General features: G+C 38.6%; 26 protein-coding genes and 1 tRNA gene. 7 read left to right on the top strand and 20 right to left on the bottom strand.

Annotated features, from left to right (window positions below):
* Positions 1-9 precede the first annotated feature (9 nt).
* The 8 genes from AAG186_RS06715 to AAG186_RS06750 all read right to left on the bottom strand — a co-directional run bounded on the left by AAG186_RS06715 (position 10) and on the right by AAG186_RS06750 (position 8,093).
* A complete protein-coding gene (locus AAG186_RS06715; protein ID WP_161637539.1) occupies positions 10-807 on the bottom strand; it encodes a TrmB family transcriptional regulator in 798 nt (265 codons plus the stop codon).
* A gap of 234 nt (positions 808-1,041) precedes the next feature.
* Positions 1,042-1,299: a hypothetical protein gene (locus AAG186_RS06720; protein ID WP_342621462.1), complete on the bottom strand. Its 258-nt coding sequence runs from the start codon at positions 1,297-1,299 to the stop codon at positions 1,042-1,044.
* 128 nt (positions 1,300-1,427) lie between these two features.
* Positions 1,428-1,802 carry a hypothetical protein gene (locus tag AAG186_RS06725; RefSeq protein WP_013853249.1) on the bottom strand — a complete coding sequence of 125 codons (375 nt, stop codon included), beginning with the start codon at positions 1,800-1,802 and terminating at the stop codon, positions 1,428-1,430.
* Between the two features lie 194 nt (positions 1,803-1,996).
* A complete protein-coding gene (locus tag AAG186_RS06730) occupies positions 1,997-4,093 on the bottom strand; it encodes a heavy metal translocating P-type ATPase (protein ID WP_342621464.1) in 2,097 nt (698 codons plus the stop codon).
* Positions 4,094-4,096: 3 nt separating this feature from the next.
* A complete protein-coding gene (locus AAG186_RS06735) occupies positions 4,097-4,432 on the bottom strand; it encodes a metalloregulator ArsR/SmtB family transcription factor (RefSeq protein WP_161637541.1) in 336 nt (111 codons plus the stop codon).
* A gap of 123 nt (positions 4,433-4,555) precedes the next feature.
* Entirely contained in the window at positions 4,556-6,370 is a 1,815-nt protein-coding gene (locus tag AAG186_RS06740) for a restriction endonuclease (protein ID WP_200549431.1), read from the bottom strand.
* Positions 6,371-6,450: 80 nt separating this feature from the next.
* Positions 6,451-7,218 carry an HAD family hydrolase gene (locus tag AAG186_RS06745; RefSeq protein WP_331836391.1) on the bottom strand — a complete coding sequence of 256 codons (768 nt, stop codon included), beginning with the start codon at positions 7,216-7,218 and terminating at the stop codon, positions 6,451-6,453.
* The gene (locus AAG186_RS06750; RefSeq protein ID WP_200549427.1) at positions 7,215-8,093 is read right to left on the bottom strand and encodes an NAD(P)/FAD-dependent oxidoreductase; all 879 of its coding nucleotides are present in this window, start codon (positions 8,091-8,093) and stop codon (positions 7,215-7,217) included. The genes AAG186_RS06745 and AAG186_RS06750 overlap by 4 nt, the downstream gene beginning before the upstream one ends.
* A 126-nt stretch (positions 8,094-8,219) precedes the next feature.
* Here AAG186_RS06750 and AAG186_RS06755 point away from each other — a divergent pair.
* A tRNA-Lys gene (locus AAG186_RS06755) sits at positions 8,220-8,295 on the top strand.
* Between the two features lie 89 nt (positions 8,296-8,384).
* On the opposite strand, the gene AAG186_RS06760 is transcribed toward AAG186_RS06755, so the two are convergent.
* Together AAG186_RS06760 and AAG186_RS06765 are read right to left on the bottom strand one after the other, a co-directional pair.
* The gene (locus AAG186_RS06760) at positions 8,385-9,110 is read right to left on the bottom strand and encodes a Type 1 glutamine amidotransferase-like domain-containing protein (RefSeq protein WP_342621466.1); all 726 of its coding nucleotides are present in this window, start codon (positions 9,108-9,110) and stop codon (positions 8,385-8,387) included.
* An 81-nt stretch (positions 9,111-9,191) separates the two neighbouring features.
* Positions 9,192-9,374 carry a hypothetical protein gene (locus AAG186_RS06765; RefSeq protein ID WP_125163686.1) on the bottom strand — a complete coding sequence of 61 codons (183 nt, stop codon included), beginning with the start codon at positions 9,372-9,374 and terminating at the stop codon, positions 9,192-9,194.
* A gap of 104 nt (positions 9,375-9,478) precedes the next feature.
* Between AAG186_RS06765 and AAG186_RS06770 the strand changes: the two genes are divergently transcribed.
* The 4 genes from AAG186_RS06770 to AAG186_RS06785 all read left to right on the top strand — a co-directional run bounded on the left by AAG186_RS06770 (position 9,479) and on the right by AAG186_RS06785 (position 13,194).
* Complete coding sequence (locus AAG186_RS06770; RefSeq protein WP_228410401.1) at positions 9,479-9,970, top strand: hypothetical protein; 492 nt, start codon at positions 9,479-9,481, stop codon at positions 9,968-9,970.
* An 86-nt stretch (positions 9,971-10,056) separates the two neighbouring features.
* Complete coding sequence (locus tag AAG186_RS06775) at positions 10,057-11,088, top strand: M42 family metallopeptidase (RefSeq protein WP_342621467.1); 1,032 nt, start codon at positions 10,057-10,059, stop codon at positions 11,086-11,088.
* A 243-nt stretch (positions 11,089-11,331) separates the two neighbouring features.
* Positions 11,332-12,150, top strand: coding sequence for an AraC family transcriptional regulator (locus tag AAG186_RS06780; protein ID WP_161637548.1), 819 nt, complete (start codon positions 11,332-11,334; stop codon positions 12,148-12,150).
* A gap of 108 nt (positions 12,151-12,258) precedes the next feature.
* Positions 12,259-13,194, top strand: coding sequence for a 2-dehydropantoate 2-reductase (locus AAG186_RS06785; protein ID WP_342621468.1), 936 nt, complete (start codon positions 12,259-12,261; stop codon positions 13,192-13,194).
* 15 nt (positions 13,195-13,209) lie between these two features.
* Here AAG186_RS06785 and AAG186_RS06790 read toward each other — a convergent pair whose 3' ends face one another.
* The 7 genes from AAG186_RS06790 to AAG186_RS06820 all read right to left on the bottom strand — a co-directional run bounded on the left by AAG186_RS06790 (position 13,210) and on the right by AAG186_RS06820 (position 19,602).
* A complete protein-coding gene (locus AAG186_RS06790) occupies positions 13,210-13,977 on the bottom strand; it encodes a hypothetical protein (protein WP_342621469.1) in 768 nt (255 codons plus the stop codon).
* Positions 13,978-14,135: 158 nt separating this feature from the next.
* Positions 14,136-14,510 (bottom strand): response regulator, encoded by a 375-nt coding sequence (locus AAG186_RS06795; RefSeq protein ID WP_342621470.1) that lies wholly within the window; start codon positions 14,508-14,510, stop codon positions 14,136-14,138.
* Positions 14,494-15,924 (bottom strand): GNAT family N-acetyltransferase, encoded by a 1,431-nt coding sequence (locus AAG186_RS06800; protein ID WP_342621471.1) that lies wholly within the window; start codon positions 15,922-15,924, stop codon positions 14,494-14,496. The genes AAG186_RS06795 and AAG186_RS06800 overlap by 17 nt, the downstream gene beginning before the upstream one ends.
* 107 nt (positions 15,925-16,031) lie before the next feature.
* Complete coding sequence (locus AAG186_RS06805) at positions 16,032-16,787, bottom strand: AIM24 family protein (protein ID WP_161637551.1); 756 nt, start codon at positions 16,785-16,787, stop codon at positions 16,032-16,034.
* A 106-nt stretch (positions 16,788-16,893) separates the two neighbouring features.
* Positions 16,894-17,772 carry an L-serine ammonia-lyase, iron-sulfur-dependent, subunit alpha gene (gene sdaAA / locus AAG186_RS06810; RefSeq protein ID WP_200542873.1) on the bottom strand — a complete coding sequence of 293 codons (879 nt, stop codon included), beginning with the start codon at positions 17,770-17,772 and terminating at the stop codon, positions 16,894-16,896.
* A gap of 8 nt (positions 17,773-17,780) precedes the next feature.
* Positions 17,781-18,452 (bottom strand): L-serine ammonia-lyase, iron-sulfur-dependent subunit beta, encoded by a 672-nt coding sequence (gene sdaAB / locus AAG186_RS06815; protein WP_200542874.1) that lies wholly within the window; start codon positions 18,450-18,452, stop codon positions 17,781-17,783.
* A 118-nt stretch (positions 18,453-18,570) separates the two neighbouring features.
* On the bottom strand, positions 18,571-19,602 hold the full coding sequence (locus AAG186_RS06820; protein WP_161637554.1) for a dihydrodipicolinate reductase: 1,032 nt from the start codon (positions 19,600-19,602) through the stop codon (positions 18,571-18,573).
* An 80-nt stretch (positions 19,603-19,682) separates the two neighbouring features.
* Here AAG186_RS06820 and AAG186_RS06825 point away from each other — a divergent pair, with 80 nt between their 5' ends.
* Entirely contained in the window at positions 19,683-20,501 is an 819-nt protein-coding gene (locus AAG186_RS06825) for a helix-turn-helix domain-containing protein (RefSeq protein WP_342621472.1), read from the top strand.
* A 171-nt stretch (positions 20,502-20,672) separates the two neighbouring features.
* Here the strand turns inward: AAG186_RS06825 and AAG186_RS06830 are convergent, their stop codons facing one another.
* Positions 20,673-21,275, bottom strand: a complete 603-nt coding sequence (locus AAG186_RS06830; RefSeq protein ID WP_200549417.1) for an SIMPL domain-containing protein — start codon at positions 21,273-21,275, stop codon at positions 20,673-20,675.
* A gap of 83 nt (positions 21,276-21,358) precedes the next feature.
* On the opposite strand from AAG186_RS06830, the gene AAG186_RS06835 reads away from it, so the two are divergent.
* On the top strand, positions 21,359-21,901 hold the full coding sequence (locus tag AAG186_RS06835) for a hypothetical protein (RefSeq protein ID WP_342621473.1): 543 nt from the start codon (positions 21,359-21,361) through the stop codon (positions 21,899-21,901).
* A gap of 10 nt (positions 21,902-21,911) precedes the next feature.
* Here AAG186_RS06835 and AAG186_RS06840 read toward each other — a convergent pair whose 3' ends face one another.
* Together AAG186_RS06840 and AAG186_RS06845 are read right to left on the bottom strand one after the other, a co-directional pair.
* On the bottom strand, positions 21,912-22,487 hold the full coding sequence (locus AAG186_RS06840; protein ID WP_125163696.1) for a phosphoribosyltransferase family protein: 576 nt from the start codon (positions 22,485-22,487) through the stop codon (positions 21,912-21,914).
* Between the two features lie 33 nt (positions 22,488-22,520).
* The gene (locus AAG186_RS06845) at positions 22,521-23,897 is read right to left on the bottom strand and encodes an NCS2 family permease (RefSeq protein WP_161637559.1); all 1,377 of its coding nucleotides are present in this window, start codon (positions 23,895-23,897) and stop codon (positions 22,521-22,523) included.

The following is a 23,897-nucleotide window of genomic DNA, read 5'->3' on the forward strand; positions in this document are numbered from 1 at the left end:
TTTTCTCCCTTAGAATAGTGTTTTTATTTTGAGTAAGTCGGGTCCAAATTCTTTCTTCGCTTCTTCATCTAACGCATCAATCAATCTTAAGCAATACGCATCATGACGTACATTCTCTTTGGCTAAAAACACCATGCTAGGTGCTTTTGTCCACAAGACCTCTACATTTTGTGGCTCTATATGACCAAAGATGAGTGCTTCATCATCCACAACAAGATTAATCCATCGACAACCACGGTTTTCCGCTAACATCGCTTCCTCAAAACCATGAGCGTAAACGTGTTTTAAATCGACCTCATAGTTCTTATCCTTGCTGTAAAGAATCACAACAAGATTTCCAGATCGTGCCTCGAATTGTTTAAGTTCATCATAGATTAGCGGTAAATCCTCTTTCCAAACTTGTAACAAAACGGTTGATTTTGCTTCATGAATCAAACGACGACAGCGATTAAAGACATTTTCATAACCTTTTAAACTCCATAACTCCGTTGATTCAATTTTATGACTAAAACGTTGTAATTCATCCGAAACATCACCAAGACGATCATTCATTTGATATTTAAAATTATCAATGACCTCTTGAATATCCACAGCACTGTAATGCACCGGATCTGTTTGTTTAGAAACCAATACAGCACCCTTATCTCTAAGGCTCTCGAGTATGTTATACACCTTAGAACGGGCTACCCCTGATAATTTACTGGCTTCATATCCTGTCATTGGATTGTTTTGTAAAAGCGTCAAATAGACTTTTGACTCTGATTCTGAAAAGTTTAAACTCTTCAACAATGAAACAGCTTTTTCCATTGAATCACCTCATTTATTGTAGTAGCTACTTACAGGTACTATTATAATCATCATCCTATTTTCTTGACGAGTGTTTCAAAGTACAAAACCGCAGAATAATACAAATTAAAGCATAAAACAACCAAAAAGAACCTCACTTTGTGAAAATCATAGCAAAGTTCAACAATAACCTTCATAATCCATTCACACAAAAAGCAAAAAAAACTGGTCTCCCAGTTTTCCAATCGTCCTAAATTATGATTTGCGACGTTTTCCAAGATATTTAAGAACAAGCGATACCAAGACACAAGCCATCGCAATGTATAAATACCATTGTTGCTTCGTGAATACTCCAATAAACACAAAAATTAATGAAGCAATGCTTAATGTAAGCGAAGCAATTTCTGACTTTTCATTTGCTTGAGCTTCTTTAACACTTGCCTGTTTTAACTGTTTCTTACTCACATGTTCCCCCGGAACACGGTTTTTCTTCTCACGTGATTTACGACCCATGATCAGTCCTCCTTATTTTCCATAATCTGCACCATCGTTTGCATTGGTGATGTACACGATACATATTATACGTTAAATCGTTTCATTTCAATTCATGATGACATAAGAAAAACTACACAGGGTGTAGTTTAGTCAGTCATTGCCCATTCCGGTAACACATTGCCACGTCGAACTAAAATCCCTTTTTGATAATCCGTTTGGTTAATAAAACGAATGGTTTCAAGTTCTTCCGCTTCAGTACAACCCCATAAAAGTTTCACTTCTAAATCTCTCTTTAAAATATCCGCGACAATCATCACAGCGTCTGCACTTGAACGTTTTAAACTTCCTTTGAATACCTTGATTTGATCTGTGTCTTCAAGATACCCATAATCAACAGGATACACCATATTCATATACTTAGGATGGTGAGACCCTTTGACTTGAGAAATTACTACATTTGTTGATAAAACGAGTGAATCGATTTTCTGCCAAAAATAACCATTGTTTAATAATTCCTGCATGTACATCATCCTTATCTCTCTACTGGTGATATTATAACCTTTGTTTCATAAAATGTAAATATATGATATTTTTCATGAAAAATGCTTACAATTAATCACACCGCTACGCAAACGGTGATTTAAAATCCAAACTTTATCTTTATATTTTTCGTAAAAAAAACATGAATGCTTTGATTCATGTTTTTTGGATTTGACTAACGTTTAACGTGCATAATGCGCATTGCATTCAGAACTGCAAGAATGCTTACACCCACATCCGCAATAACTGCCATCCACATTTTCGCAAGCCCTAAACTTCCAAGAACTAATACTAATATTTTGATAACCATAATGAGAATAATATTCATATACGTAATGCGTTGCGTTTTCTTTGCAATATCAATCGTTTCTAGAATTTGATGCGGGTTGTCATTGACCAACACAACATCAGAATATTCAATCGCAAGATCATTTCCAACCGCACCCATTGAAAATCCGACATCACTCAATCCCAACACCGCAGCATCATTCATACCATCACCTGCATACGCTAAAGTTGCATTGCGTTGTGCTTTTATTTTTGAAAATTGAGAAACTTTATCTTCTGGAAGTAATTCTCCATATGCAACATCAATCCCCATCTCTTTCGCAACGCGATCCACAACGCTTTGACGGTCTCCACTTAACATGACGCTGAAAATATGACGTTTGTGTAAATCTTCAATTAACTGCTTACTGTCATCACGAAGTGTATCATCCAATTCTATGCCACCAATTAATACATCATTTAAAACAACCAGAACGGATGTCATATCAGTTTCATAAAGACTGACATCATACCCTTCTTCTTTGACATTTTTAAGTGATCCTACAAAGACCGGATCACCATCCCAAAGGCCTCGAATCCCCTTACCAAAAACTTCCTTAACATCCGAAACACGGTCTAAATTCACCGGTTTGTCGTATGCACCCACAATCGCTTTCCCAATCGGGTGGTTTGAATACGATTCTAAATGTGCTGCAATTTCTAAAACATCATCACGACCTTGAACGTCTGTAACTACAAGTTCCCCTTTTGTAAGAGTTCCGGTCTTATCAAAGACCACACCATCGACGGCTGCAAGAGCTTCAATCGATTCGCCACCTTTAATTAAGATACCTGATTTACTTGCTCGTCCGATACCCGCAAAATAACCAAGTGGAATCGACAAGACTAAGGCACAAGGACAACTGATGACTAAGAATACAAGACCCCGATAAATCCCGTCATATGCAACGCCAGTTGTAATCCCCACATAAAGCATAATCACAAGGGCAAGTACAAATACAATTGGAGTATAAATACGCGAGAATTTCGTCATAAAGATTTCTGTTTTCGCTTTATTATCGGAAGATGCTTCAATCAGTGTCAACATCTTCGAAATTGTGGAATTAGAATATTCTTTCGTTACTTCCACTTCAATTGGAGATGAAAGGTTAATGGACCCCGAGAGAATCGTATCCCCTTCAAAAATATTTTCGGGCATCGATTCACCCGTGAGTGATGACATATCAAATGTTGTATTTCCTGCAACGACACGACCGTCTAGAGGAACCTGATCTGAAGGATTAATGCGAATGCGATCCCCAATCTGAACCGTTTCACACGCGACGATTTCCTCAACACCATCTACAAGTTTACGTGCAAACTGAGGACGTTTATTCAATAATGCTTTAATGGAAGCACGGGAATCATCAACGGCTTTATGTTGGAAATATTCCCCAACACTATAGAAAACCATAACACCCAAGGCTTCTCCGTATTCCCCAATGGCCAATGCACCAAGTGTCGCTACCGACATTAAGACATTTTCATCAAAAAATTGTTTTCGTGATAAACCACTTACAAATGCTTTGAGTACTGGCCATCCAACGACAAAATACACCGCAATGGTTAAAACGTTTAACCAACTTGCATCGATAAAGAGACGTAAAAGAATTATGAGTCCTCCCAGCCAAATAAATGGTGACATGCCCGCATCCTCATGATCGTGATCATGGCCTTTATGGTCATCGTGGGGATGTTCTTGAAGGCCCCCTTCTAAGGTGACACCGATGTTCTCAATACTCTGGATGGAATTGGTTACATTCTTTACAAACGCATCATCCACGTCAATACCTTCTTTAATTTTGAGCTTTGCTTTTCCCAAAACTACATCAACACGAGCATCTTCGATATAGTCTTGCTTTTGAAGTTCGCGTTCAATTTTACCGGCACAATCCGCACAATGTAACCCTTCCAATTCAAATTTAACTTCTTTAATTGTTTTCATGATTTACTCCTTTACGTGATCCAGTGCTTGACTGAAGATTTGCATTACGTGACTATCCGCCAAGTGATAGTATGCATTTTTCCCAACTTTTGAACTTCTTACAAGATTCATCTTTCGAAGTGAAGCCAACTGATGTGATACTGCAGATTGGGTCATCCCCAAGATTGCCGCTAAGTCATCAACACAAACCGTTTCTTGAGACAAGATGGTAAAGATACGCAAACGTGTCGGGTCTGCAAACATTTTAAACAACATCGATAAATCTGTATATTCTTCTTCCGCTAAGAGTGTTTCTTGAAGTGCTTTAATTTCGTGGTGTTCCAATTCTTTTTGATCCATAAGTGTTATCCTTTCATATGAGCAGTTGTTCATGTATTCATATTATACGTTACGATTGATCAAACCACAACCCCAAAACGTCAAAAAGTGGCGATGCCATTCTTTTGCATCGCCACTTTTTGATTAAACTGTTTCTAAGTCACCTAAGCGCTTAATAATATCCAAATCATGAATGCGTTTCTTACGTGTCGCATAATGTTTGATTACGCCTAAATCTTTCCCATTTAATAATTGAACGTGATGCGTTTCCGCAAGATCTCGTGCTTCTGGAGTATAGTCCGCATTGGAAAGAATTACCCGGGCATCAACGCGATCCCAGTAGGGTGATGACAAGCCATCCATAATGGATTGTTGGTCCACTCGAGAGGTCATGTATAAAATGCGAACATAGTAGGTAAACCCATCCGCTCGGTAAAGAACCATCTCGGATGGATTCACTTCCTGGTCACGTCCCAATACGGTATAACAAAACTTACTTAACAAATCTTTGGTATACTGATAAAACTGTAAATCCGTTTTAATATGAGCACATGCAAGATTTAAAGATTGATCGCGTTCCTTTTCTTCTTCGAAGGCTTGAAACGTATCTGCATATTTTAATTGATAATCGTTAAAGTACGCTTCATAGTTTCCCAGTTGTCTTAAAATCCAAATAATATCTCTTGATTTAGTGCTTTCGATTCCTACCCCTCTTCGAATGCATGCATGCATAATCGGACGCGTAATGCTTTGGTGTGCCTGCTCAGGATGTTTTGCATAGTGTTCCAACCAATAACAAATGGTGTCGTGAAGGCTCTTATCTGGATCTACAACCACATCATTAAAAATTGAACGGCCGTCTTGATCATATTTACTATGGTAAAAATCATTCACGAGATACCGGTATTCAAATCGATCACGAATCCCAGGCAAGGGATCCAGTGCATACGTTTCAACCGTCTCCTGATACACCCCGACAACGGAATCCGTTTTAAAACATGCTTCTGAAAGCATTTTATACAATGGATGACGTGTGTCTAAGTTTACTGCGATGCGCTCAAAGAATAAAAGTTTTGAAATCGCAACGGCACTTGCAATTGTCACAAAGACAGTATTAACCCGTGTTGTACGGAAAAAATTCGGTGCTCCTTCTGGCAATTCAATCGTTTCATTGAGTAAATAATCACTTAAACGATGAATTTCTAAGAAACGGTTATCAAACATACTCTTTGGACCGTTAAAGTTATAACGATCATTTTCGATTTCCTTGTTTAATCGATTCCAATCTGAAGGATCTAACATCCATTGGGTCAAGGTAATTAAATAGCGAACATCCAACCCTTTTAAAAAATGTTCATACGAATCAAAGTTTAAACTGTGACCAAAAACATGTTGAATGCATGTATCCATACGCAAGGGCTTCACAAGCTTTGCTTGGTCCTCAACCCCCCGTTGCACATCAAGAATTTTTGAAATCTGACACATCGTTTGATATGACTGGGTTTCAAGGGCATTACGAAATGCTTGTTCTTCAGTAAAATGTGTTTGTTGTTTAACAGGTCGTTTAGGACGAACACACTTTCCTGGCCAACGCCACCAACTTAAAATCCCCAGTCCAATACTCCAGACAATAAGCAGTCCCATATAGATGTAATAGAGATCAAAAACACGCAAAACAGGATAGGATAAAATCCACATAATTACGGATAAAGACGCTAACGCAAGTAAAATTTGTCCTGGAATGCACATACAAATTTCATATTTTTGACCAAGTTTGGTTAATTCACCGCTGATCATAAATCCTAAGATCATCAGCATCAGTCCCAATCCATGCATTTGAATTGATATTTCAAGTTTTCCTGGTGCGAGGAAATAAAAACATGCACCTAAAGCTAGAATTGCTCCGGCCAAAAACACAATAAAGCCAAGAAGCATCTGAAACCTCTTATAAATCTTCATAGAATTCCCCTCTTCGTCCTTTATAATAACAGTTTTTATCGCTTTAAACATAGAAAAAACAAGCAATCATGCTTGTTTCGCTATTTTTTATTAAAAAGTGTGGAGAGTGCGTCACCAACGCTAGAATAATGTGCTACACCCATTTCTTTTACCAAGGCTTCTCCCGTAGAAATTACAAACCCCTGAAATGCTTTAAGCATTGGAACATCATTATAACTATCCCCCATCGTGTAGATGGGCCCTTTGTAGTCATAGTAATCGATTATCTTTTGAAGTCCGGTTGCTTTTGAAATCCCGTGAGCTCCAATATCCACAGCACAAACATTCTGACTCGCCTCAACATGCAACGCACCATAATGTTGATTAATATGATTGGTAAGTGCTAAGGCTTGCCTTGGTGATGATGTCACAACATACAATGCCTGAACACCACGTTCTTGTTTTAAAACATCTAAATCGGTAAGCGGGATATTGGGGACCATAGAATGGGCGGATGCATCCAACACAACGCGACTTAACCGGTACCCATCATTGACACCATAGAAAGAAACCTCAAAGGCTTTAAAATCCTCAATCATGGCATCCACCACAGATTGATCTAAATCACTGATAAAAATTTCTTGGTGATCATGGGTTAACACGACACCCCCATTAATCCCGACAATAAAATCAACCGGAATATTATAGGCTTCAATCTCAGTCTGAATGGAATGAATCGTACGGCCTGTGACAATTCCAAACTTATTTCCCAATGCTCGAAATGTCCTAATGGCCTCAAGATCGTCGTGACTTACCGTTGAATTTCGAAAGAGGGTGCCGTCATAATCCGATGCGAAAATCTGAATCACGCCGTCAAACCCCGTTTAATCCCACGGATATAACTGATCATGTTCATCCCGGCAATACAACCATCCCCTACAGCTTTCGCAATTTGTTGGACCCCAAACGTACAATCTCCTGCGGCATACAACCCTGGCATATTCGTTTCCATATTCTCATTAACAAGAATCCGACCATTTTCAACACCTAGACCTAATTTATTTGCGAGATCGGTGCTGGTAGCAGAACCAATGGCAACAAAGATACCATCCAATTCTAAGATACCTGATTCCATTTCCACGCCCGAAACCTTTTCCTCACCAACCACGGTCTTTACTTTTTCTTCGAGGATAATACAACGGTCATCAAAAGTTCCTGTGATTGGCTCACCATTGGTCAATACATAGACTTTCGATGCTACCTCTACAAGTTCCGCTGCTTCATGAGCCGCATACTCAGCACTTCCAACCACGGCAACCGTTTTACCGCGATAGAAAAATGCATCGCATACTGCACAATATGAAACACCACGTCCATTATAATTACGGATCTTACGAATTCTTGGAATGTTTCGATGAGACCCCGTTGCTAACAACACACTGATGGCTTTATACGTCTCATGAATCGTTTCAACAACATAAGTTGCTCCATCAAAACCAATGGACAACACTTCATCCGTCACAACTTCAATGCCCAACTCAATGGCTTGATCAATCCCACGTTGAACCAATTCAACACCACCAATTGAGGTGAATCCGTAGAAATTATCCACATCCCGTGCCGTTTCACTTGCGCCTAAATCTTTACCAATAACCGTTGTGTTTACATTCCCGCGTTTAAGATATACGGCAGCTTGAATCCCCGCAGGTCCCTTGCCAATTATTAATGCATCCGTTTCTTTCATAGATATCTCCTTCAAACTCTTTCAATTATATGATATATGATTTTCGCATTCAAGTTTGATGTTTTTGAAAAAAATTAAAGTTTTTATTGAATTTAAAAATCATAGCGTTATAATATAAAGGCAAACGCTCCGTTAGCTCAGTCGGTAGAGCAACTGACTCTTAATCAGTGGGTCCACGGTTCGAGCCCGTGACGGAGCACCATTGAGTTTATTACACCACTTTCGAGTGGTTTTTTTATGTTCAAGCAAAAACAGTTGGCGGTTCCAAACGAAACACCAACTGTTTATTTTTTAAAGATTCAATTCAATTTCCAAGACGTCATCTTCATGAATTTCATGCTTTTGAATCGTACCATCAACATGCGTCAAAACATACGCTTTACAGTGATTATGTTCTTTAAGAATATGTGCTTTCGATCCTTCGTAAATCATCGCAACCCCATTCTCCAACGCAATCCCTGGTACAGATGGATACGCTTTATAAAATGCATCAAATGTCTCACGACCTGGTTCATTATAGTGTGGTACATGAACTGCTTGAATAAAACCAAGACCTGATGTCATGATGAATTTCCAATCTTCCTTATTATCAAAGGACTCTGAATCACTATGACTGTATTGGTACCAGCAATTGGACCCTGCACTAAGACCTGCGAGGATAATTCCACGGTGATACGCATCTTTTAACACATGATCAACACCCCGTTGACGCCATACTTTAATCATCATACGAGTATCCCCACCACCAACATAAATTAAATCGGTATTTAATAATTTATACTGAATGACAGCTTGAGATGGAGACTCCGACACAAGTTTTAAAACGTCTACAACACACCCAAGCGCTTCAAATCGTTTCGTGAGCGCCTCGATATATTCAACACGATCTGAGCTCGCAGTCGGTAACACAAGCACGCGTGGCTCCTTCTTTCCGGTCATTGCGATTAATTCCTTTTCGATCGCGGGTGCACTTCCAAATACATCGGTGCCCCCACCGATTGTTACGATTGTTCCCATAAAATCACCTCTTTGATATATGAGATTAACACAAGATTGCTTAAAACACAAGAAATTTAAAATGCCACTCAACCCACAACGCTATTTGTGATCTTTATCTTTTAGACCCAATAACCCATAAAGAAAGTGTTCATTCAACATTATAAATACAAATAAAATTACAACGATTCCCGTAATCTTTACTTCCAAGTCGAAAATCATAAAAAAGATTGCACATACGATAATTTCTACCGACCAAATCATGATTTTTTTTGAATCTTTCATAGCGATCACACTCCTCCATACATTATAACACTCTCATCTCAAAACCAAAAATAATAATTGAAGGTCTGCTTTATGTAGCGTATGATAATCTCAAGAGATTGGAGATGGAACGTATGTTGAAGGTTGTTGAGTTGGAAAATGAAATTGTACATCATTCCTTAAAATTAATTGGCAAACGCTATACAGAAGCAGATCAGGAAAATGGTATGTATCAAAATCAATGGAAGACATGGTTTGAAGCTGATTTATTTGAGGATGTTATGAAAGAGTGTGCACCACATTATGCCTCACCCATTGGTCTTATTGCGGAAGATGATGCATATTGGATTGGACAAATTTTTAAACGTGATGCACCGGTACCAAAATCTTATGAGTGTTATGATTTACCGAATGGCGTCCTTGTGAACGTCTTTATTGAGGGGTCAACACGCAATGGTGAACTCTTTGAAACACCACTTGTTGATTTCGCTTGGAATCATTTAAAACAAGCAAATGTCATTGAAGCAGAACGTCAACCTAAAGTTGTTTTGGAACGGTATGAATATTTTGATCCCAGTCAAGAAACAACAGTCATGATTATTGGATTTGTAATTTAGAGCGTAGTTTATGCTCTTTTTTTATGGATAACCTATGCTTAAAACATCATCTATGGCATAATACTTGTAATATAAAGGAGACACTTATGAAACATCTAATCCAAGATTTAGAAACACTTTTAAACATTAAAAGTCCTACTGGAAATACTGAAGAAGCTGTATTATTCTGTGAGAAACGCTTCCAATCATTAGGCCTTAAAACTTATCGAACCGTTAAAGGTGCACTGATTGCCACATTAGAGGGTGACTGTACCGATAAAGAAGTTACGTTATCCGCACATGTAGATACCTTGGGATGTCTTGTTAAAGAGATTACATCCGATGGTAAACTTCGTCTTACCCAATTAGGTGGTTATGCATGGGCAACGATTGAAGGCGAACATGTCGCAATTGAAACGCTATCGGGCCGTTTTTATTCTGGAACAATTCTTACAAATGTCGCATCCTCTCATGTACACGGATCACTGACATCCACAACAGAGCGGACTCAAAAGAACTTAGAAGTTCGTATCGATGAAAAAGTTAAAACATATGATGATGTTATTGCTTTAGGCATTAATGTTGGAGACTATGTTCATTTAGATCCACGTTGTCAAGTAACTGAGAGCGGCTTTATCAAATCCCGTCACCTGGATGATAAGGCGTGTGTCATTGCTTTATTTGGTATGGCTGAACATTTTGTATCCACAAAAACAAAACCAACCTACACAACCAATTTCTTTATCTCTACATTTGAAGAGGTTGGACATGGATCAAGTGCCGCAATTCCCGAAAAAACATTTGAATTCATCGCAGTCGATATGGCTGCACCTGGACAAGGTCAAACATCAGACGAATTTTCAGTGACAATCTGTGCGAAAGATAGTAGTGGTCCTTATGATTATGACCTTCGCAAACGTCTTGTTGCCCTTGCTTCACAAAACAAAATTCCTTATAAGATTGATATCTATCCTTACTATGGCTCCGATGCTTCGGCTGCATTACGTGCAGGATATGATTTTAAAGCAGGACTGATTGGTCCCGGCGTTGATGCATCACACAGCTTTGAACGGACACATGAAGAAGCCATTCAAGCGACCATCGACCTTGGAATTGCCTACCTCACCTCAACATTTTAACCAAATCCTTTGATTTGGTTTTTTTTAAGCAAGATTTCTATCTTTTAAAGAGATGTTTAATTTGTGAAATGAAACCAATAAAGGACAAAATAAGTCAATTTACCGCTAATATAGATAATATACTACGCATTTATTGTGAACACTCTGAAATTTGTAAGCGTTTACTTGACACTTAATAAAAGCAAGTCTATACTGAAAATATAAGATAATGATATATAAAGAATTGTTTAGGGGTGCTAGGGTATGAATAATCTTTATTTCGAACATTATAGTTTTAGTCGTGCAGATTCGCCATTAATTGTGGAACATTGCGAATTTGATCTTTCAACTGCAACCAATGCCTTTTATTGGCATAATGACTTTGAAATTATTTTAGTCAAAACTGGTCTGTGTGAGATTGATATTGAAGATGAGGTCTTTACCGCAATGAAAGACACGGTCGTCTTTATAAATCCTGGGCAAACACGACGAATTGTACCAAAAACAGAAGGCATAACACTTGATCGTTATATCATTGATCATCGTTATCCGGAAAATTTTAATCTGGATTTGGAACATAAACAGTTTGAAACACTCTCACTTAGGCAAGAACTTGTAGCCATTTTACATGTAATTTCGCTTGAGTACGATGCGAGTCTTAATGATGCAACATCATCTCTAAATCCTTTAACCTATTCCCTCTTTGACATGCTGGTTAAATATCAACCACGCGTTCCCGTTCATACTGATCGCAAACATTCAAAAATTGATATCGTAAAACAAGGCATTCAGTATATGCATAAAAATTATAAAGAGGAACTTACACTTGATCAAATTTGTCGTGATATTGGAATCAGTAAGTTTTATTACTGTCGTCTTTTTAAAGAAGAGACCGATACGACAATCAACAACTACCTCAATGAGGTACGGTGTCATTATGCTTATGAACTCTTAAGCGAGTCAAACCTACGTGTGGGCGAGGTTGCTAAAGCCTGTGGCTATAATTCAACTTCTTATTTTACCAAAATATTTAAGCATTTATTTGGCTATCCTCCTTCACATGTGGAGAAAACTGTCGTCTAGTCCTTATTTAAAAAGCAGTTGAGTCCGTCGGCTGCTTTTTATGTGCACGTCTTTCTCATATTTTCTAAGATGATGTTACAATACTTGTGAAAGTAAGAGGAAATTGTAATGAAAATATTATTTGCAGGTGCGGGTGCCATGGGTGCGCGCTTTGGTGCCCTATTGCACCGTAGTGGTAATGAAATTGTTTTTGCGGATGGATGGCAAGCACATCGTGATGCAATCAATGAACACGGACTCAAGATGATTATTGATGGCGTCGATGAAGGCTTTGTTCAGATTCCAGCGGTTTCACCAAGTCAAGTCGAAGGAACCTTTGATCTTGTCTTTGTCTTTACCAAAGCGATGCATCTTGATGCTATGATGCAAGACATCAAACACGTTATTACCGACAACACACGCGTAATCTGTTTATTGAATGGATTGGGAAATGTTGAGGTTATTGAACGATATGTTCCTCAAGAAAATATCTTTTTAGGAGTAACCGTATGGACTTCAGGTCTTGGTGGCCCTGGAATTGTTGATGCAGTTGGGTCCGGTGCTATTGAACTCCAACAAGTTCATCAAACCCAATCACCCTTTAATAAAACACTCCTTGAGACCTTAAACCAAGCTGGACTTAATGTTGTTTACAGCGATGATGTGAAACAATCAATCTGGAATAAAGTTGCATTAAACTCCGTACTCAATACATATTGTACCTTAATCGATTGCAACGTAGCGGAATACGGTCATTATGAAAACAATCGTATTCTTACTGACTTAGTTGTGGATGAAGTCATTGCGGTTGCCAATGCTGAAGGGATTCTTTTGGATAAGGATGCTTTAGTCGCTAAAATTGAAGCCGTCTACGATCCAGAAAAAGCCGGCAATCATTATCCTTCCCTCTACCAAGATATGGCCGCAGGGCGTAAAACAGAGATTGATTATCTGAATGGAGCAATTGCCCGTTTAGGTGCAAAACACGGAATTGCGACACCGGTATGTTTGGCGATTACACATATGATTCATGCTAAAGAAGGCGTAAAGAAAACACATCGTTAGATGTGTTTTCTTTTGTTATTCTTGAAATAAACTCTCGCTTGTAATGCCATCTACACTAAAATACAACATGCTATCTTCATTTGCAGGATTGTTAATTATGTAAACGATTTTACGGTCCGATTTATTCGCAGAAACCATTTCTCGTTCCATACTTTTTAGGTTTTTCATGAAATATTTCATCTCATCCTTAAACATTCCTTTAGTAATATTATATGCGAAGGCATCAATTGTATCAGAATCTGTAACATTCATTCTAATTTTGATTATTTTTTTCCCTTCAAGAGTTTCTTTATAAACATCATGTGTTGCTCTTCCTTCGAAGTTTTTTTCCAACATAGCACTTGCCATACTAATGAATTCATCAGCCTTTTCCTCATTCTCTTGCTCTTTTTCTTTGGCTTTAATTGCTGCTTCTTCTCGTTCTTTAGCTAAACGTTTTTCTTTTTCAATTTTCGCTTTTTCTTCTTTATCTTTTACATATTTTTGAAGTGCTTCTTCATCCCATTTAGCTACTAAGACTACATCTTTCTTTAACTCATCAAAATTATACGCTTCAATATTAATAACTTCACCACTGTACATCCAACCTAAGAAAAATGGTAAATATTCTTCGTCGAATGTTGGAATATCATCTTTCCAAGTCTCTTCTGATGTGTTAAGAACTTTTCCAGTTAAATCTCCAATCATTTTTGGTTCGTTGCTTTTAAACGTGATATCAATTGCCTTTGATCCACATCCTGTTAACACTAAAATCATTGTTAATAAAACCACAATTTTTTTCATCTCTATCCCCTTATTATATTATAAATAAAATAATACCCATTACTAAAAAAAGTAAATCTACTTTTTGTTAATATATATATCCTCCCCCTCATTTACCTAATTATACACACCATAATCGTAAGTTAACACAAAAGCGACCAAAAAAAGAAAACACATCATTAGATGTGTTTTCTTTTTTTATACTCATTAATTAACGTGGTGATACGCTCAAGGATCACCTCACAATTGTAGGGCTCAACAATATAGTCTTGCGCCCCTTGGACTAAAAGTTCGAGCGTTCGCTTCGGACGGTACCGTGTTGTTACGATGACAATAGGTTTGTGATAATTTTCCTTAAGCCATGGGATGAGGGCTGCACCATCGTGATCACAATAATCTATATCCACGAGGAAGCAATCCGTATCCTCTGATTGAAGTGGAAACGTATGGATAGTCTTCACACACCATGTCGGATCAAAACAATCGAGTAGGTTGGGAATATCATGATGACTTATGATTGTGATTGTATACATTTCATTAACTCCTTGATTCATTGTGATGCGTCGTTTTAATTTGAAAGCGTTTATCATTAATGTTGATCGTTTTAAACCCATCAAGGGCCCTATCGATCGTGGATTCAATAATAATATAAGGAATTTGATGGTATATTGCAATCTGTTCTGCGCAATCAATCATTATTTCTATCAATAAATCGTCACGCACACTTTCAAGGCTTTCGAAGCACTGTATCATCATTTGGGTCTCACACTCAAAATTGTAAGCTAAATAACCTAGGATTGATTGGGACGATGCGATTGTAATGAAACGCTGTGTTTCACTCAATGTATGCGTTGGAAAGCACGCTTGAATTTTTGTTATGCATTCAAGGCTTTGATGTGCGGGCCACACACATGTCTGATACCGTTCATGATGCCTTAACTTCCATTGTGATCGAGTTATTCCATAGGATACCGAATCATAGTAAACACCTTGATAATAGCGGGCTTTTTTTATCACTGCTTCGCGGTTCATACCCAATTTGTCACCAATACGCTGCATCCCGATATTTCCAGACCATGTCACAAATCCAATGCGTTCGATTTCATAAAATAAAAACGCTTCATGAATTAATAGTTTCATTACTACGGTCCCAATTCCTTTAGACCAAAAAGATTCATCAAAAAGATCAAAACCACTATTCATCCAACGCGTACGTTGATCTTGCCAGTACAAGGAAGTCCGACCTATAATCACATCATCATATAAGATTACCCGGGTGCGGGGATTGTTGAGGTAGAAAGGTGCTTCGTTCTCAAGAAATTCACGTAAAGACTTTTGTTGGTATTCCTCAAAATAAGGTGCATCCAAATCACACCACGCATAATGCGGCTCTTTCGCTGACAACTCCCAAATACGCGGTAAATCTGTATGGCGAAACGGTCTTAGCTGAAGTTTCGATTCAATAAAACTTTGTTTCGGTTTAAACTGTTTTCGAGTAAGGGCAAGCACCCATTGACTTGGACGATACCCTTCGGGTGGATCCACCGCAATAAACCCCAAAGACTGATAGAGGTGAATGGCACGATGATTTTGTGGACTTGGATCAACATATACATGGGTACATGATGTCTTTTTAAACACTTCATGAATGAGCCAACTTAATGCGTAACCACCCACATGAAAACGATTGTACAGTTTAATATCAAGTTGCGCATAAGTATCAACGACCCGATAGAAGAGTTCCCCGACATAGTCATGGTTTTGATATACACTAAAATGAACTGAATTGTGATTTAAATGAATCTGTTTGTACCATCGTTGCATGGCTTCATCATCCAGCAACAATCCCGACTCAAAGCCAACATGATGCATTATTTCAGGGTCAGCCCATAACTGCTGGAGGTTCTTTAAATCCTTTTCCTGTGTAGGTTCAATCGCTATATTTAGACTTTGTTTATGCCAATTCATCACTTCACCTCTTTTCTAAAGAAAATATACCATAATGATAGGTTTTTAGGTAGCATCTGTTATTAAAAGGGACTCAAAGGATACAAAAAAAAGAGTCAGTGACTCTTTTAGGCAATCGGCGCAAGCAATACTTTACCTGTACCACGATACACATTCACAAATCCTTCGCCTGAAACGGCAGAACCCATTAAACTTTTGGTAGATTTTTCGACACGGAAATCCAAGGATCCAGACCATGCAATCGCAAAGTTTCCATCAATTCGAATTTCATCGTCTTGAAGTTCCACTACAATCAGTTCTTCACGAGGGACTGGGCTTTCCAAAACCGCAACACCATGACCTTCGAGTGCAAGGTTAAAAAGACCTTCTCCACCCATCATTGCGGATGATAAATTCCCACGAGAAACAACTTTTTGTTTGATATCTGAATCACAGGCAAGGAATAAACCATCTTCAAGCACAATTTTTCCCCAATCTTCAACACGTTCAAGCAGAATGTGTTTATATGTCGGTTCTAACATCAAATATCCCGTTCCGGAGTATCGCGGTTTCGCAGCAGATTCTTTCGTTACAGAACCTTTGATTGCTTTTCCAATAAAATCCCCAACACCTTTCACATCTGCACCCATCTTCACATCACCGGCAGACCATTGCATCGCACCAGCACTAACCGTTACGGCTTGATTTTCCAGTTGAACATAGACTTGACGCTTACGAATATTCATCTCGGATGCATAATATGCAGCAATCGCATTTTCGGCACTCACACTTAAATCCTTTTGGTATTCCAATACTTTAAAACAACCCATGGAAGCAACTTCCACAATATTACTGTTATCCTGTAAATTTTTAATTTGAATCATTATCTTCTCCTTAGAATATAAGGCTATCCTACCAAATTTTATAGCGAGAAAGTGTTTAAACGACCTAAACCGCTCAATTTTTGTGCTCAATGAAAAAAAAGACTGATTATTCAGTCTTTTCGTTTCCAAATATTGCTTCCGCAAGGGCTCTTCCTTCAATTGTATCCGCAAGACCCCCTTCACCGGTTTCTCGGAATTTACGCGGAAGTTCTTTTCCTACTTTATACATTGCTTCTACCACCGTATCCGGTGTCAAGGCACTCTCTACACCGGCAAGCGCCATGTCGGCGGATACTAAAGCTTGTGACGCACCCAAAGCATTTCGTTTAACACACGGCACTTCCACAAGGCCTGCGACAGGATCACAAATTAGACCCAACATATTTTTGATTGTCATCGCAAAAGCATGGGCGCACATCTTTGGTGTTCCCCCTAATACATCCACAACCGCAGCACTTGCCATCGCACTGGCGCTGCCAATTTCAGCTTGACAACCCCCTGTAGCACCTGCAATGGACGCATTATTCGCGACCACCAAACCAAAACCTCCCGCTACAAACAAGAAATTAATTTCTTGTTCGCGTGTAAGATGATAACGTTCTGAAATTGCCGATAATACTCCCGGCACAACACCGGCACTCCCCGCCGTTGGCGTTGCGCAAATGATACCCATCGCAGCATTCACTTCGTTCGTTCCAACTGCATTTTGAACCGCAGTCATCACCGTCGGTCCACAAATCGTTTCACCATGACTTAAATATTTTGAAATCTTGGTTGCATCACCACCCGTTAGACCCGTGGTCGATTTTACACCGCGTTTCCCCTGCTCAATGGTTCGTTTCATAACATCCAGTTGTGAACCCATACGTTGAACGATGACATCGCGGGATTCTTCGGAACGCTTCATTTCAAATTCAATAATTGTTTCAGATAAACTTCCACGCTCTGTAGCAGTATCAACTAATTCTTGGATAGATTTAAACATAATATCTCCTATTTCGCAATGTAGAGAACTTCATAAATATTCTCCACACATCGTAAGCGATCCAGTGATGTTTCCAAATCATCTTGATCCAGTTCAATCACCATATACGCTTTTTTTCCTTTTTCCTCACGATCCACTTTCATGGAACCAATATTAATGTGCATCTCACTGAGAATGGTTGCGACCTTCGCAATCATCCCAGGACAATCCTCATGAAAAATAAGAATTGTTGGGACACCCCCATCGATTTCCACTTTCGTACCATTGATCTCGGTAATCTTTACATTTCCGCCACCAATCGATATTCCTACGACTGTACATTTACGCCCCGCTTTATGCATTACAATTTTTGTAGTATTGGGATGATCCACCTTATCCACTAAAGGAATAAAGGTCACCTTCATCCCTTCTTCTTGTGCAATGAGAAGGGATTCATGCAAGCGCGTATCATCGGGATCCATCCCCAAAAGACCGCCCGCTAACGCAACATTGGTCCCATGTCCCTTATACGTTTTCGCAAACGATTCATATAAATAAATATTGGCTCGCTCTGGACATTCTCCAAAAATACTGCGTGCTATCTTTCCAATCCGCGCTGCTCCAGCAGTATGAGAACTGCTGGGTCCGGCCATAACTGGTCCAATAATATCAAAAACAGACTTAAAATCTTGACTACTCATAATGGACCCTCCTTACGCACATTATAACGATTTTCACTACGTATCACAACATCTTAAAACATAAGAAAAACACTTTAGTTCAAAAGGGCAAACCAAAGTGTTTCTTTGTTTGTTGTTCTTAGAAATCGTAGTGATCGATTGGATACGTGAGGTAATGAATTTCCTCAAGTTTTTCGGCCGTGATAAATCCTGCCGGTGCATCGAGCACTTGTGGTATACGGTTTACAACCGTTGCACACGTATGTGCTACCGTATCCGGTTTTTCGACTGAGAATACTACATCTGGGTCTCCGACAATCTTCCATTCACAGAGATCCCCATCATTCTCACCGTAAACCTTCCCAATACATTGAACTTCCAGTTCTGGGCCTTGATGTGTAAGGATTGTGGTGACCGCAGACATACCAATCGCATCCCCCGCTGGAATTTCACGTCCTAATGTTTCTGAATAAATTGCATGATCTAAAACATACGGAACACTTTTTTGTGAAATGGCCTTAATGGTCCATCCCATTTTTGCGCAGATGCCCTCGCCTGCATTCCACATATAGCTTGGCAAACTTTCTGCTTGCGCAATTTCTTTTTCAAACGTCTCAAGATCATAACCAGCACCGTGTGCTTCCGCCAGTGCAAGTCCATAATCTTCTACATTATAGCTAGCCGTTCCATACATCTTCTCAATACGATTCACACCGCCTGCAACAAGACACGGCATGTTAATCCAATAGATATCTTGCATACCACTTCCCGTAATGGTAACATTGTAATCTTTCGCAAGACGATCAAGGCGATTAGTTTCTGATGGTGCGGTGGTCCATGGATAAATTGCTTCTTCACAAGTCGTAATGACGTTTACACCATGAATTGCGCATGTTTCAAAAATTGAGTACATATCGTTCATATAACTAAATACTGTCACGATCGCAACATCTGCATCACATTCTGATAATACCTTATCAGCATCATCGGAAATCAGTACACCGGTTTTACGTCCCAAATTCGCAAAGTCACCGACATCCACCCCTACTAATTTCGGATTCGCATCAATCGCTCCCACGATTTCTGCACCGTGATCAACTAAATTACGAACAATCACTTCGGCCATTTTACCACAGCCATATTGTATAACGCGTACCTTTTCGTGTTTCATATCCAAGCCTCCTATTTCTTGATATATATTTCACAACTATAGTATAATCTCTATAGTAAGGTGAGAGTCAAGGAGGGTTTATGCAAAAATTAAGAATCGGGGAAATTGCCCGTTTGAATGATGTTTCCATTCAAACATTACGGTATTATGATGAAATCGGTCTTCTCAAACCGGCTTCGATTGATCCAGAAACGCATTATCGCTACTATACGATTGAACAGTCTGCAACGTTGGATATGATTCAGTTTCTTAAACGATTAGACTTTAATCTCATGGAGATTCATGACATTCTAAAACAAAAAATCAGCCTTGAGTCTTTGAAGGCTTCCCTTAAATTAAAAGAAGAACAACTTCTCGATGAACATCGATCGATTATCCATCAAATTCAGTCAATCCATCGTTTTATGGAAACCACCAACTTGTATACACAAAATATGGATAAGCACTGGATGGAAATCAGCTCGTTTCATGCACGCCATATCTACCGTTATCCCATTACACAAAATATTTACGAAATGTCGATTGATGCCTATGAATATGCGTTGCGCGACTTTAAACATCACCTAAAATCGAAAACCCTTTTTAATCGAGTCGGTTCCATTATGTCCAAGGAAAACTTTATCCGGCAACACTTTGACTCGAAAGAACTTTTTGTCTTTGTCGATGATCCAGCTCAAGCTAACGACAGCCTCCCACAGGGGGATTATGCCGTCTTTTTCTGTCAATCTTTTGAGGATGAAATAGAAGCAATGCATACCTTTCATCAACTCATCAATGCGCAAAACCTTGTCATTAATGGAGATTATATTTGTGAAGTACTCTACGAAATGCCCAATACCAATTCCGGTCGTCGTGATATGTTTATTCGACTTCAAGTCCCTATATTACTTGATATCTAAAAATGTATGGGTACTTTGATCCCCTATCGTTACGCTCGAACGGTTTATGTTTTTTCAAATTCATAAAAAAAATTTCCGTTTTCATTATTAAGTGATAAACGGAAATTTTGGATTGTGATGAAACGTTGTGGTTTCATTAAACCAGTTCTTCGATATTAAGTACGTTAAATATTACTTAATTTCCCAACTCATGACAATGGATTGTGTCACCGCTAAGTCATTTGCAGTCATCGTGGAACCCATCATATCCGCACTGGCCATACGATGCATTGGTCTTGCAGTAGCATGATTCACGTACTCCATATTACAAATATGACCCAATCGGATCCCTGAAGTATCCGCAATCAATTTCGCTTTATCGGTAGCTTGATTAATCGCGAGAATCAAGGCATCATTATCTGCTTTGGTTGAATCTTTTAAGAAATACGAAAGACTGAAATTAAAGTCATCACTGGTTCTTAAATGATCTAACAACTCCGACATCTTCGTAAGATTAATACTATCTTCAAAAACAAGGCGTTGCACACATCGGAATAATTTGGGTTGATTTTCGGTGGGTTGGAGGATGGAAACCTCGATCCCTGACGTTTTAATCAAACTGGTATTAAACTCTACGCGCTTAAAGGCTTTCACAATATTTTCATATTGTTTTTTTAATGCATCAAACGAACTTGCATACGACGAATCATCTTGTACTAATTCATAGCTAAAACGCATCATATCTGGTGTTACATAGATACTGCCCGATCCTTCAATCGTTAATTTACTACTCATATCAATCACCTCTCTCTCTAATGATACAGTATAATAGGTGAAATAAAAGTAAAATGTGCTATATTTTAATAAAGGAGTCAACCATGAAAAAATTTAATCTGAAACAAAAACTCATTGTGAGTCTGGTAATGCTTGCGATTACCCTAATTACCTTTGTTGTGATGACCTTTTTCGTTTTTAAAGTTCCATTCCAAATGGATCTCTTATTAAATGAAGTCGTTCTCGCACTTGTCGTATCCGTCTATGCATTTTTTATTATAAATATTGGATCTTGGGTAAGCATTGTATTTTTTATCCTTGGAATGCTTGCATCATTTTGGGCCCTTGCGTTCTCGGTAGCTCGTTCTGGTGGCAATGCAATTGCATTCAATGGTCTGTTTATATGGATTATTGTGATGTTTAGCTCGAATCTTATTGGATTAATCTTAGATTTAGTCTGGAAATCAAAACGAAAAGCAAAACGCGCAGAAAAAGCTAAAAATGATGCACTCAAACAAGAACAGTTTGAGGCAAAACAAGACGAAGCAATTGCTAATAAACCACAAACGGAAGAGCATCCCACCATTCATCTCAATGATATTACAGTGGATGAACCGCTTGATGAAAAAGAAAACAACGTTGATTAACGTTGTTTTTTTATGATTTAAAGGTAATCTTTCCTGAATCCACATCGATGGATTCGATTTGTGCCTGACAATATAGGTCGTGTCCTTCATCTACGAGCATTTGATAACCCGGTTGAAAATTCTTTGAAATACAAATACCGGTTGCGACAAGCGATGCATCCGCTTGGCTTAGAAGTTTATCTACATTATGAACAACACTTCCTTTCGCAAGGAAATCATCGAGAAGAATAACACGTTTTCCTTCAATAAGATGTTTCGGTACGGTTAAGTGATAACCGTTTTTCTTTGTGAATGAAAAACATGATTGTTGAATAAACTTAGGGTCATCTTTTTCAGTTAAACTTTTTTTGATAATGATTAGCGGTTTGTTTGCATACAACGCTGCGAAAACACTGGGAGCAATTCCTGATGTCTCAACTGTTACAAACAAATCAAAGTCATAATCTGCATAGAAATCTGCGAAGTCTTTTCCTAAAGCTTCCATAACTTTAGGATCTACTTGAGCATTCAAAAATGAGCTCACATCCACAATTTCTTCAGATTTAACTTTACCTTTTTCTTGTATTATTTCTTCGAGTAATTTCATGGGAACCTTCTTTCAATTTTACTTAGTATTATACTACAACGTACAAATATATGCTATTGAAATCAGGGTAATAAAGTGCATAATCTTAGGAAGCTCTTTACCACGTCCCGCAAAAATCATACACATTTCATAGGAAATAAATCCTAAAGTTAACCCTAAAGCAATTGATCCCGTTAGAGGCATCATCACGATTGTTAAGAAGGCAGGTATAATGTTTTCAAATCCTGAGTGCCATTCGATATTTGTAATGTTTTGCATCATAAAGATCCCAATCACAACCATAGCTGGTGTTGTGACAGCTGGCGTTACAAGCGATAATAAAGGATAGAAGAACATAGATAACAAGAAGAGCACTGCCGTAACAACTGCCATAAGTCCTGTTCGTCCACCATTAATAATTCCCGATACTGATTCAATATACGTTGAAAGATTTGATGTTCCAAAAAGTGAACCTACAAATGTTCCAAGGGCATCGGCCATATAAATACGATTGTTGTTTTCAAATTCTTCTTGTGGAATATGTGGAATTTGTGATGCCGCAGCGGATAATGTTGTTGCAGTTCCAAAGAAGTCTAAGAATAAGAACGTTAAAACTACAATAATCGCTTGTGGATTCAATAAGTTCGGTAATTCTTTCACCGCTACAAACATGGTTTCATGAACCATTGTTTGAATTGGTTCTATAGGGAACACTATAGGGCTTCCTGCTGGCAATTGCGGTAACGTCGCAACTACATCTGGTGCCATTGATAATACGCCCATATTTACCCCTAAACGCATCAACAAGCCACAAACCGCTGCACCAACCATACCGAGAAATACAGCATATTGATTGCCACGAACCAAGAAAAACGCAGCCGTAATAATCCCTACAAATGCAATAATAACATTTGGATTATCAAAACCACCAAAAGTAATAAACATACCTGGATCGGGTACAATAATCCCTGAGTTTTTAAAACTTACAAAAGCAATAAAAATACCGAGGCCCACCGTTCCTGCTTGCTTAATGGTTAGTGGAATCGATTTAATAATCTTCGATCGAACGCCTGAAGCAGCAAGAATAATGAATAAAATTGATGATGCAAGCACCGAAGCCAAAGCTGTTTGCCATGAAATCCCCATTTGCATGACAACACTAAAAGCAAAGAACGCATTCATCGACATACACGGTGCAAGGCCTAGTGGAAACTTCGCATAAAGCCCCATAATTAACATTGCAATTGCCGAGGAAATAATGGTTGCAATAAAGACCGCATCCTTCGGCATTCCTGCTTGCCCTAAAATAATTGGATTAACGAAAATAACGTATGACATTGAAAGAAATGCCGTTAACCCTCCCGCAAATTCACGTTTGATTGTCGAACCTGCTTCTTCAATCCCAAAATACTTATTGAGAATATTTTTCAC

The sequence above is a fragment of the Erysipelothrix sp. P66 genome, assembly GCF_038682365.1.
Taxonomy (GTDB): domain Bacteria; phylum Bacillota_I; class Bacilli_A; order Erysipelotrichales; family Erysipelotrichaceae; genus Erysipelothrix; species Erysipelothrix piscisicarius.

Coding starts and splice junctions, on each gene's coding strand:
- AAG186_RS06715 (WP_161637539.1), bottom strand. CDS start 807: ATGGAAAAAGCTGTTTCATTGTTGAAGAGTTTAAACTTTTCAGAATCA.
- AAG186_RS06720 (WP_342621462.1), bottom strand. CDS start 1,299: ATGGGTCGTAAATCACGTGAGAAGAAAAACCGTGTTCCGGGGGAACAT.
- AAG186_RS06725 (WP_013853249.1), bottom strand. CDS start 1,802: ATGCAGGAATTATTAAACAATGGTTATTTTTGGCAGAAAATCGATTCA.
- AAG186_RS06730 (WP_342621464.1), bottom strand. CDS start 4,093: ATGAAAACAATTAAAGAAGTTAAATTTGAATTGGAAGGGTTACATTGT.
- AAG186_RS06735 (WP_161637541.1), bottom strand. CDS start 4,432: ATGGATCAAAAAGAATTGGAACACCACGAAATTAAAGCACTTCAAGAA.
- AAG186_RS06740 (WP_200549431.1), bottom strand. CDS start 6,370: ATGAAGATTTATAAGAGGTTTCAGATGCTTCTTGGCTTTATTGTGTTT.
- AAG186_RS06750 (WP_200549427.1), bottom strand. CDS start 8,093: ATGAAAGAAACGGATGCATTAATAATTGGCAAGGGACCTGCGGGGATT.
- AAG186_RS06760 (WP_342621466.1), bottom strand. CDS start 9,110: ATGGGAACAATCGTAACAATCGGTGGGGGCACCGATGTATTTGGAAGT.
- AAG186_RS06765 (WP_125163686.1), bottom strand. CDS start 9,374: ATGAAAGATTCAAAAAAAATCATGATTTGGTCGGTAGAAATTATCGTA.
- AAG186_RS06770 (WP_228410401.1), top strand. CDS start 9,479: ATGGAACGTATGTTGAAGGTTGTTGAGTTGGAAAATGAAATTGTACAT.
- AAG186_RS06775 (WP_342621467.1), top strand. CDS start 10,057: ATGAAACATCTAATCCAAGATTTAGAAACACTTTTAAACATTAAAAGT.
- AAG186_RS06780 (WP_161637548.1), top strand. CDS start 11,332: ATGAATAATCTTTATTTCGAACATTATAGTTTTAGTCGTGCAGATTCG.
- AAG186_RS06785 (WP_342621468.1), top strand. CDS start 12,259: ATGAAAATATTATTTGCAGGTGCGGGTGCCATGGGTGCGCGCTTTGGT.
- AAG186_RS06790 (WP_342621469.1), bottom strand. CDS start 13,977: ATGAAAAAAATTGTGGTTTTATTAACAATGATTTTAGTGTTAACAGGA.
- AAG186_RS06795 (WP_342621470.1), bottom strand. CDS start 14,510: ATGAATCAAGGAGTTAATGAAATGTATACAATCACAATCATAAGTCAT.
- AAG186_RS06800 (WP_342621471.1), bottom strand. CDS start 15,924: ATGAATTGGCATAAACAAAGTCTAAATATAGCGATTGAACCTACACAG.
- AAG186_RS06805 (WP_161637551.1), bottom strand. CDS start 16,787: ATGATTCAAATTAAAAATTTACAGGATAACAGTAATATTGTGGAAGTT.
- sdaAA (WP_200542873.1), bottom strand. CDS start 17,772: ATGTTTAAATCTATCCAAGAATTAGTTGATACTGCTACAGAGCGTGGA.
- sdaAB (WP_200542874.1), bottom strand. CDS start 18,452: ATGAGTAGTCAAGATTTTAAGTCTGTTTTTGATATTATTGGACCAGTT.
- AAG186_RS06820 (WP_161637554.1), bottom strand. CDS start 19,602: ATGAAACACGAAAAGGTACGCGTTATACAATATGGCTGTGGTAAAATG.
- AAG186_RS06825 (WP_342621472.1), top strand. CDS start 19,683: ATGCAAAAATTAAGAATCGGGGAAATTGCCCGTTTGAATGATGTTTCC.
- AAG186_RS06830 (WP_200549417.1), bottom strand. CDS start 21,275: ATGAGTAGTAAATTAACGATTGAAGGATCGGGCAGTATCTATGTAACA.
- AAG186_RS06835 (WP_342621473.1), top strand. CDS start 21,359: ATGAAAAAATTTAATCTGAAACAAAAACTCATTGTGAGTCTGGTAATG.
- AAG186_RS06840 (WP_125163696.1), bottom strand. CDS start 22,487: ATGAAATTACTCGAAGAAATAATACAAGAAAAAGGTAAAGTTAAATCT.